This is a genomic window from Streptomyces sp. 4N509B, from assembly GCF_052245655.1.
Taxonomy (GTDB): domain Bacteria; phylum Actinomycetota; class Actinomycetes; order Streptomycetales; family Streptomycetaceae; genus Streptomyces.
This window is the reverse complement of the sequence record NZ_JBQQBZ010000073.1, coordinates 1-9,428: the sequence shown is the minus strand read 5'-3', so window position 1 is coordinate 9,428 and position 9,428 is coordinate 1. Positions and strand designations below refer to the sequence as shown.

Here is a 9,428-nt window from a genome sequence, read left to right as displayed (position 1 = left end):
CCCCCGACCCCGGCACGTGCTCACGCCGTGCGGTACGCGTCGATGATCGTCTGCGTCGTCACGTTGCCCTCGGCGTCGGTGACCTCGGCGCGGAGGGAGACGCTGCCGCCCGCGGCCGGGTTGGTGACCCGGACGGCGCCGTCGACGACGCGGGCCTCCCGCCAGCTCTCGCCGCCGTCCGTGGAGACGGACACGGTGAGCCGTCCGCCCTCCTCGGCGCCGGAGCCCTGGACGGTGACCGGCACGGTCGTCCTCCTGCCCGCCTCCGCCGTGCTGTCCAGCGCCAGGCGGGGCGCGAACCGGACCGCGCTCGCCGGGATCTCGGCGAGGACGCCGGCCGCCGGCCTGGCGGAGGTGAAGGTGTAGGAGGCGGTGACCTCCGTGCTCACGTCCGCGGCCAGGCCGCCGCCGGTCACGGTCGTGACCAGCTCGTAGGTGGCCTCCTCGGGCGGCAGCTCGAACGCCGCCCAGTCCAGGAGGCCGTCGGCCGTGGCGAACTCCTCGCCGTCCCGGTACAGCGTGGTGCGGGCCGCGGCGAACGCGCTCTCGCCGCGGTTGCCGGCGCCGTCCGCGAGCGGGTTGACCCAGCCGAGGAGGAGGTCGCCGTCGCGGAACAGGCCGTCGCCCTCGCTGCCCAGCGACGGGCCGAAGACGCCGACGTTGAGCGTCTCCCGGTAGTGCCGTCCGGCCTCGTAGGTCCGGCTGGGGGTGTGGTAGGACGCCTGGTGGGTGCTCCCGGTGTCGTCCTGGACGAGGTTCGCGGTCCACTCGCCGGCCTCGGCCTGGACGAACGCCCGCGTGGTGCGCGGCAGGGGCTGGTAGGAGGCGGTGGCGGCCAGTCCCGCGATCGGGACGTGGACGAGGAGCGCCCCGGTCCGGTCCGGCAGGGAGGCGCCCTGCCGGACGGTCAGCCGGGCGAAGTCACGCGCCGTGAGGTGCTGGCTCAGCCCGGTGGGGAACGCGTCCCGGCGGGTGGCGGCCGTGTGGTACCGCCGCTCGCCGTCGCTCCAGACGCTGCCGACCGCGCTGTGGACGTCCCAGTCCGCCGGCACGGGACCGCCGAGCTGCGCGGTGCCCATGCCCTCGGGGGCGGGCCCCGCGTACCAGGAGAGGCCGGCCGCGGCGCCGCCCGGCGTGAAGAAGGTGAAGTCGGCCCCGACGTCGACGCGTTCGGCGTCGCGGGCCGCCACGGTGACGTCGATCGGCGCGGCGTCGCGGGCGTCGAAGTTAAGGCTCGTGTCCCCGTCGACCGTCACCTGGGGTCGAAGGAGCCAGTCGAGGGCGAGGGTGTCCTCGTTCGCGTCGCGGACCAGGACGACGGCCTCGGCGAGGTAGGTGCCGGCCGGGACGCGCAGCGTGGCGGGTCCCTCGCCGGTGGGCAGGTGGATCCAGTCGCCGGTGGCCGTGTCGGTGAGCGTGCCCACCCAGTCCTCGGACCCGGCCGGCCGGCCGTCGCGGCCGGTGGCCTCGACCGTCACGTCGTGGCTCTCCACCTCACGCTCGACGGAGCCGACGGCGCGGACGGTCCGGCCCCCGGGCCCGGTCGCCGTCACCTCCAGCGTGTAGGGGCCGTCGAGCTCCGGGACCGTGGTGTCGGCGGTGACCTCGACGGTGGCGGCGGAGCCGGAGGGCACGGTCACCTCCTCCCGGCCGAGGGTGAACGTGCCCTCCGGGGCCGGGGCGCCGTCGGGGCCGCGACCGGTGGCCGACAGCCGGAGGGTGACGTCCTCGGCGCCCAGGTTGCGGTACGTCAGCTCCCGCGTGATCGGCGCGTCGTCGGCGTGGGGCCACTCGGCGACGCCGAAGGTCAGGCCGCCCGGCTCGGGCAGGACGGTCTGGTCGAGGGCGGCGGCCACGTCGAGGCGTCCGGTGCCCTGCTCGAAGGGCGTGTGGTCGCCGGGCTCGGCGGCGGAGACGAGGGCCGCCCTGATGTCCTCGCCGGTCCACTCCGGGTGCCGCTGCGCCAGGAGCGCGGCGGCACCCGCGACGTGCGGGGTGGCCATGGAGGTGCCGTCCATGGCCGCGTAGCCCTCGGCGACCCGCGGCGCCCGCCGGTCGACGAAGCTGCCGGGCGCCGCGGCGGCGCCTATCGCGACCCCGGGCGCGGTGAGGTCGGGCTTGACGGCGCCGTCGCGCACCCGGGGGCCGGTCGAGGAGAACGGCGCCAGGACGTCGGACTTGTCCACCGCGCCGACGGTGAGGGCGGCCTCGGCCTGCCCCGGGGTGCCGACGGTCTCCGGGCCGATGCCGCCCGCGTTGCCGGCGGCCACGACGAAGAGGGTGTCGGACGCGGCGGAGAGGGTGTTGACGGCCTCCTCCAGCGGGTCGACCTCGGTGCTCGCGTCCAGCGAGAGGCTCATGTTGACGACGTCGGCGCCCTGCTCGACGGCCCACTCCATGCCGGCCACGATCCAGGAGGTGCGGCCGAAGCCGTCGCGGTCGAGGACCTTGCCGTTGAGGAGGCTGGCGCCGGGCGCGACGCCGGTGTGGAGGCCGTCGGAGGCGGCGCCGGTGCCGGCGGCGATGGAGGCGACGTGGGTGCCGTGGCCGAAGGCGTCGCCGAGCTCGGGATCGTCGGTGAAGTTGCGGGTGGCCGTCACCTTTCCGGCGACGTCCTCGTGGTCGGGGCTGATGCCGGTGTCGAGGACGGCGATGGTGGTGCCGGTGCCGTCGTGGCCGGCCTCCCAGGCCCGGGGCGCGCCGACCTGCGGGACGCTGTCGGCGAGACTGGCCTCGGCGACGGCGTCCAGCACGACGCGCTCCACGCCGGGCGCCGCGGCCAGCGTCCGCGCGGCCGAGCCGGGGCGCGTCAACGCCCGCCAGGTGGCGGCGGCCTCGTCGGGCGGGACCTGGAGGGCCTCGCCGTCGATCGAGTCGAGGGCGAGCGTGTCCCCGGGCGAGGCACCCGCCGCCCGCAGCCCGGCGCGGGCGCGGCGCGCCGGCGCCCCCTCCTCGTAGGTGACGATGACGGGCACGGTGGCGCCGTACTGCTCGCGGCTGAGCTCGGTGACGTTGAACAGGCGGCGGTCGACCGTGCCGCTGGCGACCAGCGGCAGGGCGTCGGCCGGGATCGCGTAGGTCGCGCCCTCGCGCGCGTCGCGCAGCACCTGGACGGGGACGCTCTCCCGTCCCTCGGCACGGACCAGGCCGGTGACGCGGCCTTCGCCGTCCACGACGACGCGGTCACCGGTGATCAGCGTGACCTGGCGCGTGACCTCGGCGGCACTCGGGTGACGCGCGCGTTCCCGCGTCTCCTCCTCGGCCCCGGGCGGTGTCAGGCCGGCCGTCAGCCCCACGGCGACGGCCGCCGCTACGGCGGCCAGGGCCGTGCGTCTGGTTCGTGAGTGACTCATACGCGGTAAGACGCCCCAGGGGGGCGGGGGTTGCGCACGAGGGGCGGGCGGGCCGCGAGGCGCGCCGGCGCGGCCGGCGTGGACGGAACGGCCGGGCTGGGTGGGGCGTGAGGGCGGTGGTGGTCACGCCCTGTCGAGCACGCTGCGCGCGATCCCGTCGAGGATGTCGTGCTCGCTGACGACGACCTCGCGCGCCCCGGTGCGTTCCATGATCGTGAGCAGCACCAGCGCGCCGGCGCCGATCACGTCGACCCGGCCCGGGTGCATCACGGGGATCGCGGCCCGCTCGGCGTGGGTCGCGGCCAGCAGTTCGCCCGTGACGCGTCGGACCTCCTCGACCGGGACGCGCGTGTGGTGGATGACGGCCGAGTCGTAGGCCGGCAGCCCGAGCGCGATGGCGGCGACGGTGGTGACCGAGCCTGCCAGCCCGACCAGGGTGTGGGCCCGGCCCAGCGGCACGGTGTCGGCGGCGACGTCGAGCGCGGCGCCGACGTCGGCGGCGATCGACGCGACCTGCGCGGCGGACGGCGGGTCCGCGATCCGGCCGTCGCCGCCCGTCAGGTGGCGCTCGGTCAGGCGGACGCAGCCGATGTCGACGCTGCGGGCGGCCTCGACCCGGTCGTCGCCCAGCACGAACTCCGTCGAGCCGCCGCCGATGTCGACCACGAGGTACGGCGGGGCCAGGGCGAGGGGGGCGAGGCCGGCCGTGGCGCCGGCGAAGGAGAGCGCGGCCTCCTCGTCGCCGGTGATCACCTCGGGCGTCACGCCGAGGATGTCCGCGACGCCGCGGACGAACTCGTCGCGGTTCTCGGCGTCGCGGGAGGCGGAGGTGGCCACGAAGCGGAGCCGCTCGGGTGGGACGCCGTAGGAGCGGAGGACGGCGGCGTAGTCGCGGCAGGCGGCAAGCGTCCGCGCGAGCGCCTCGGGGGCGAGGCGGCCGGTGCGGTCGACGCCCTGGCCGAGGCGGACGATCTCCATCCGCCGTTCGAGGTCGGTCAGCCGGCCGGTGGCGGGGTCGGCCTCGGCGACCAGCAGCCGGATGGAGTTCGTGCCGCAGTCGATCGCCGCCGCGGTCGTCGCCGTCATGCCGCGTCGCTCCCTTCCTCGGGCGTGCCGGGGGGTGGGTCGCCGGCCTGGCCGTCGGCCTGGCTGTCCGTCTGGCCGTCCGTCGTCTCGTGCGTCGCGGCGGCGCCCGGTGTCCCGTCGGCCCCGCCGGTGACGGGCACGCAGGGACCCTTGCGCCACCACTCGGGCAGCAGCGCCAGCGTCTCGTCGCCCAGCGGGTTCACGCCGGGCCCGGCCGCCAGCGCGTGGGCGGCCAGCACGTGCAGGCACTTCACCCGGGTGGGCATCCCACCCGCGCTGGGGAAGCCGGGGAGCGGCCCGACGGCGTCGCGGCGCGCCAGGTAGTCCTCGTGGGCCGCGCGGTAGGCGGCGGCGAGCTCGGGGTCCTCGGCCAGCCGTTGTGTCATCTCCCTCATCAGCCCGCTGGCCTCCAGCGTGCCGATGGCGGAGGCGGCGCGCGGGCAGGTGAGGTAGTACAGCGTGGGGAACGGGGTGCCGTCCGGCAGGCGCGGGGAGGTCTCCACGACGTCGGGGTTGCCGCACGGGCAGCGGTGGGCGACCGCGCGCAGCCCGCGCGGCGGGCGTCCGAGCTGGGCGGCGATCGCGGCCGTGTCGGCGGGGGTGGGTGCTGGGGTGGGTGCGTCCGTCTCGTTCACGTCTTCCGTCTCCTCGCGGCGTCGTCGGCGGGCGGGCCCGGTCACCGGCCCTGGCCGCCGCCCGAGGCTCCGGGGACGCCGGAGGCACCGGAGGACGGGTCGACCCCGTTCCACAGCTCCTCGAACCAGGGCCGTTCCTCGGCGGCCTCCCGCTCCTCCCGGCGGGCCTCGCGCGTCTCCCTCGCCTCCTGCGTCTCCTCCGCCTCCTCGTCGGCGTCCCCGCTCCCGGGGAAGACCAGGCCCGTCTCCCCGGGGCGGACGTACTGGAGGTGCTCGCGCGCCTGCTGCTCCACGTAGGCCGGGTCCTGCCAGCGGGCCTCCTGGTCCCGCAGCCGCTCCACGCGCTCACGGGCCTCGGCCACCTCGCGGCGCTGCTCGGCGATGTCGGCCCGCTGGGCGACGTACTGCCGCACCGGGTACGCCAGGGCGACGACCAGGCCGCCGACGACGAGGACGAGGAGGGCGGCGCGGCCGGTGAGCCGGGTGCGGGGCCGGCGCAGCCGGCGGTTCTGCGCCCGGTACACGTGGGCCGCGGCCTGCTCGCCCAGCGCCTTCAGCCGGGCGGTCGTGGAGAACCGGTCGTGCTGCTCGGCGGCCATCCCACCTCCTGTGTGCCCGCGCCCGCGGTGCCCGCGCCCGGCGTGCCGGGCGGCGGGCGCCACGGGTCGGCCTGGTCCGGTGCGCTCCTCCCCCGCCGGCGCGGGAGGGGGAGGAGCCGGTCTGGTGCGGCGGACCGGCGGCCTGCCGCGTGTCAGCCCTTGAAGCGGGGGAACGCGGTGCGGCCGGCGTACACCGCCGCGTCGTCGAGGATCTCCTCGATGCGCATCAGCTGGTTGTACTTGGCCACGCGCTCCGAGCGGGCGGGGGCGCCGGTCTTGATCTGGCCGCAGTTGGTCGCCACGGCCAGGTCCGCGATGGTGACGTCCTCCGTCTCGCCGGAGCGGTGGGACATCATGCACGCGAAGCCGTTGCGCTGCGCCAGCTCGACCGCGTCGAGGGTCTCGGTGAGGGAGCCGATCTGGTTCACCTTGACCAGCAGGGCGTTGGCGGCCCTGTTGTCGATGCCGCGCTGGAGCCGCTCGGGGTTGGTGACGAACAGGTCGTCGCCGACGATCTGCACCCGGTCGCCGAGGCGGCCGGTCAGGGTCTGCCAGCCGTCCCAGTCCTCCTCGCTCAGCGGGTCCTCGATGGACACCAGCGGGTAGGCGGAGACGAGCTCGGCGTAGTAGTCGGTCATCTGGGCGGCGGTGCGGGAGGAGCCCTCGAAGGCGTAGGCGCCGTCCTTGAAGAACTCCGTGGCGGCGATGTCGAGGGCGAGCGCGATGTCCTGGCCGGGGGTGTACCCGGCCTTCTCGATGGCCTCGACGATGAGGTCGAGCGCCTCGCGGTTGGAGTCGAGGTTCGGCGCGAAGCCGCCCTCGTCACCCAGGCCGGTGGCGAGGCCCCGCTTGCGCAGCACGGACTTCAGGGTGTGGTAGGTCTCGGCGCCCCAGCGCACCGCCTCGGAGAAGGACTCGGCGCCGATCGGGGCGATCATGAACTCCTGGACGTCCACGTTGGAGTCCGCGTGGGAGCCGCCGTTGAGGATGTTCATCATCGGCACCGGCAGCAGGTGCGCGTTGGGTCCGCCGAGGTAGCGGAAGAGCGGCAGGTCGCGGGACTCGGCGGCGGCGTGGGCGACGGCCAGGGAGACGCCGAGGATGGCGTTGGCGCCCAGGGCCGACTTGTCGGTGGTGGCGTCGAGGTCGAACATGGCCTGGTCGATCAGGCGCTGCTCGGTGGCGTCGTAGCCGACGAGTTCGGGGCCGATCTGCTCGGTGACGGCGAGCACGGCCTTCTCGACGCCCTTGCCCAGGTACCGGGAGCTGTCCCCGTCGCGCAGTTCCAGTGCCTCGAAGGCGCCCGTGGAGGCGCCCGAGGGCACGGCGGCGCGACCCGTGCTGTGGTCGTCGAGGTGGATCTCGACCTCGACGGTCGGGTTGCCTCGCGAGTCGAGGATCTCCCGGGCGACGACGACATCGATGGAGGACACGGGGTCTCCTTACGGTCTCGTGAATGTCTCGTGGCGGCATCAGCGGCATCAAGCGTGACGTCGGCGTGAAGAGCCTAACCGCCTCCGGGCGGGCCTCGGCCCGCAGCCCACCCCGCGGCACGGTTTTTTGTTTAAGAGCGAAAGAAAACCCGGTGCAGGGCGCGTGAACGCCCCGCACCGGGATGCCGCGCCGCGGGCGGCGCGGCGTGATCCGCGACGGCAGGTCAGATGCTGAGCTCCTGGCCCGGGAGGATCAGGTCCGGGTTGTCGCCGATGACCGACTTGTTCTGGTCGTAGAGGCGCTGCCAGGTGGTGTCGTGCGCGGAGGCGATGAGGGAGAGCGTGTCGCCCTTGCCCACCACGTGGACGCCGCCCTGGCCCGAGGGGGCGGACTGCTGGGACTGGTCGGCCTCGGGCTCCGGCTCCGGCTCCGGGGCGGGCTCCGGCTCGGCCTCGGGCGCCGCGGCGCCGCTGCCGCTCGGGTCGACCTCGGCGGCCGGGCCGCCCGCGGTCAGGCCCGCCTGGGGGCCGCAGACCGGCCAGGCGCCGGGGCCCTGCATGGACAAAAGGACCTCGGCGGTGGCGATCTGCTGGTCCTTGGTGGCCAGGTCGGCGCGCGCGGCGTACTGCGTGCCGCCGGCGGCCTCCCAGCTGGACTGGGTGAACTGCAGGCCCCCGTAGAAGCCGTTGCCGGTGTTGATGGCCCAGTCGCCGCCGGACTCGCACTGGGCGACGGCGTCCCAGGTCTCGACGGAGGCGGCCTGGGCGCCGGTGGCGCCGACCAGGGGGATCGCGACCGCGGCGCCGGTGACGCCGGCTGCCGCGATGAAACGGGACGACCTGGAGGGGCGACGGTGACGACCCTTGCCCGTGAACAGCATGACGTTCCTTCTCACCGACGCCTGCGAGGTGAGCTGTCGGGTTCGGGCCGGTGAGTGGCCCGGCCGGCTGCTGCCGGCTTCACCCCGAGCCGCGGCCGGTCACGTCGACCGGTCACGGCGGCCACGGCCGGCGGTGTGGTGGCTGCCGGGACGTGGTGGGTCCCCCGCTCCTGCCTGCGGTGCTGACGCGTTGGTACTCCGAGGGCCGGCGGCAGGATTCGGCGTTGCGGCCCTGGCACCCGGCGGGAAGCCGGGCGCTGGACACTAATCACATGGCAGCTAACGGTTCAAGAACGATCAAGATCACGCAAAAAGGGCTACCTTGACGGTCAGCGGAGGAATCAGCGCAGGTCAGCAGACATGGACCCGGACAGAACAGGCAGACACGCCGGTTCCTGGACGAGACGATCCTCACACCCACATGGCGTCACATCAGTCCCGAACAGCATCTGAAATGACCGGACCTCACACTTCATAACGGACAAGAAGGGCGGCCGGTCGGGCCATAAGTCCAGGTATGGACCTTATGGGGGATTCGCGGCACTATGGCGCCGCCGCCGGCACCGAGGGACCCGAACCCCGCCCCACCGACCCCGGCGTGAACGCCACCGGCAACGCCCGCAGCCCCCGCATGATCAGGCCACCCCGCCACCGCAGCTCCCCCTCGTCCACCGCCAGCCGGACATCGGGCAGACGACGCAGCAACGTGCCCAACGCCACCCGCCCCTCCAGCCGCGCCAGCGGCGCCCCCAGGCAGTAGTGGATCCCGTGGCCGTACCCCAGATGCGGATTCTCCCGCCGCCCCACGTCCAACACCTCCGGCGCGGCGAACCGCTCCGGATCCCGGTCCGCCGCCGCGAGCACCACCAACACCGCCTCACCCCGCCCCACCCGCTTCCCGCCCAGCGTCAACGGCTCCGTCGCGAACCGCCACGTCGCCACCTCCACCGGCCCGTCGAAGCGCAACAGCTCCTCCACCCCCGACGCCAGCAGCCCCTCGTCCCCCGACACCGCCGCCTGACGCATCCGCGCCAACTCGCCGGGATGGCGCAGCAACGCCAGCATCCCGTTGCCGATCAGGTTGACCGTCGTCTCAAAACCGGCAAAGAGGAGGATAAACGACATGGCGGCGGCCTCCTCCTCCGTCAACTGCTCCCCCCGATCCGACGCCCGGATCAACCCCGAGATCAGATCCTCACCCCCCGCACCCTCCGCACGCTTCCGATGAATCAGCTCCTCCAGATACCCCCGCATCCGCTTCACCGACCGCCCCACCGCACCCCGCCGCCCCGCCCCGTGCAGCATCCACCCCGCCCACCAACGGGGCCGTCCTACTCGCCTCGATCAAGGTCTCACGGGGCTCACCACTCACCACCTCCTGACGGACCACGACGTCGGGATACCTCTGGCCACGACCCGCGAGCACCTGGGCCAGCACACG

6 protein-coding genes, 1 pseudogene and 1 riboswitch are annotated in these 9,428 nt (G+C 74.7%); all 7 genes and pseudogenes read right to left on the bottom strand.

Going from position 1 to position 9,428, the window contains the following annotated elements:
* Positions 1 to 20: 20 nt before the first annotated feature.
* On the bottom strand, positions 21 to 3,353 hold the full coding sequence (locus ACTWP5_RS31830) for a S8 family serine peptidase (protein WP_443224665.1): 3,333 nt from the start codon (positions 3,351 to 3,353) through the stop codon (positions 21 to 23).
* A 123-nt stretch (positions 3,354 to 3,476) separates the two neighbouring features.
* A complete protein-coding gene (locus tag ACTWP5_RS31825; RefSeq protein ID WP_443224664.1) occupies positions 3,477 to 4,439 on the bottom strand; it encodes a Ppx/GppA phosphatase family protein in 963 nt (320 codons plus the stop codon).
* A complete protein-coding gene (locus tag ACTWP5_RS31820) occupies positions 4,436 to 5,074 on the bottom strand; it encodes a DUF501 domain-containing protein (RefSeq protein WP_443224663.1) in 639 nt (212 codons plus the stop codon). The genes ACTWP5_RS31825 and ACTWP5_RS31820 overlap by 4 nt, the downstream gene beginning before the upstream one ends.
* A gap of 41 nt (positions 5,075 to 5,115) precedes the next feature.
* Positions 5,116 to 5,673, bottom strand: coding sequence for an FtsB family cell division protein (locus ACTWP5_RS31815; protein ID WP_443224662.1), 558 nt, complete (start codon positions 5,671 to 5,673; stop codon positions 5,116 to 5,118).
* 152 nt (positions 5,674 to 5,825) lie between these two features.
* Positions 5,826 to 7,106, bottom strand: a complete 1,281-nt coding sequence (eno, locus tag ACTWP5_RS31810) for a phosphopyruvate hydratase (RefSeq protein WP_443224661.1) — start codon at positions 7,104 to 7,106, stop codon at positions 5,826 to 5,828.
* 224 nt (positions 7,107 to 7,330) lie between these two features.
* A complete protein-coding gene (locus ACTWP5_RS31805) occupies positions 7,331 to 7,987 on the bottom strand; it encodes a transglycosylase family protein (protein ID WP_443224660.1) in 657 nt (218 codons plus the stop codon).
* A gap of 3 nt (positions 7,988 to 7,990) precedes the next feature.
* A riboswitch (cyclic di-AMP (ydaO/yuaA leader) is annotated at positions 7,991 to 8,117 on the bottom strand.
* A 413-nt stretch (positions 8,118 to 8,530) separates the two neighbouring features.
* A pseudogene (locus ACTWP5_RS31800) lies at positions 8,531 to 9,310 on the bottom strand (cytochrome P450); the annotation flags it as partial.
* Positions 9,311 to 9,428: the final 118 nt, after the last annotated feature.

Bases quoted from the DNA above. Each gene is read 5' to 3' on its own strand.
- ACTWP5_RS31830 (WP_443224665.1), bottom strand. From the start codon at position 3,353: ATGAGTCACTCACGAACCAGACGCACGGCCCTGGCCGCCGTAGCGGCG.
- ACTWP5_RS31825 (WP_443224664.1), bottom strand. From the start codon at position 4,439: ATGACGGCGACGACCGCGGCGGCGATCGACTGCGGCACGAACTCCATC.
- ACTWP5_RS31815 (WP_443224662.1), bottom strand. From the start codon at position 5,673: ATGGCCGCCGAGCAGCACGACCGGTTCTCCACGACCGCCCGGCTGAAG.
- ACTWP5_RS31805 (WP_443224660.1), bottom strand. From the start codon at position 7,987: ATGCTGTTCACGGGCAAGGGTCGTCACCGTCGCCCCTCCAGGTCGTCC.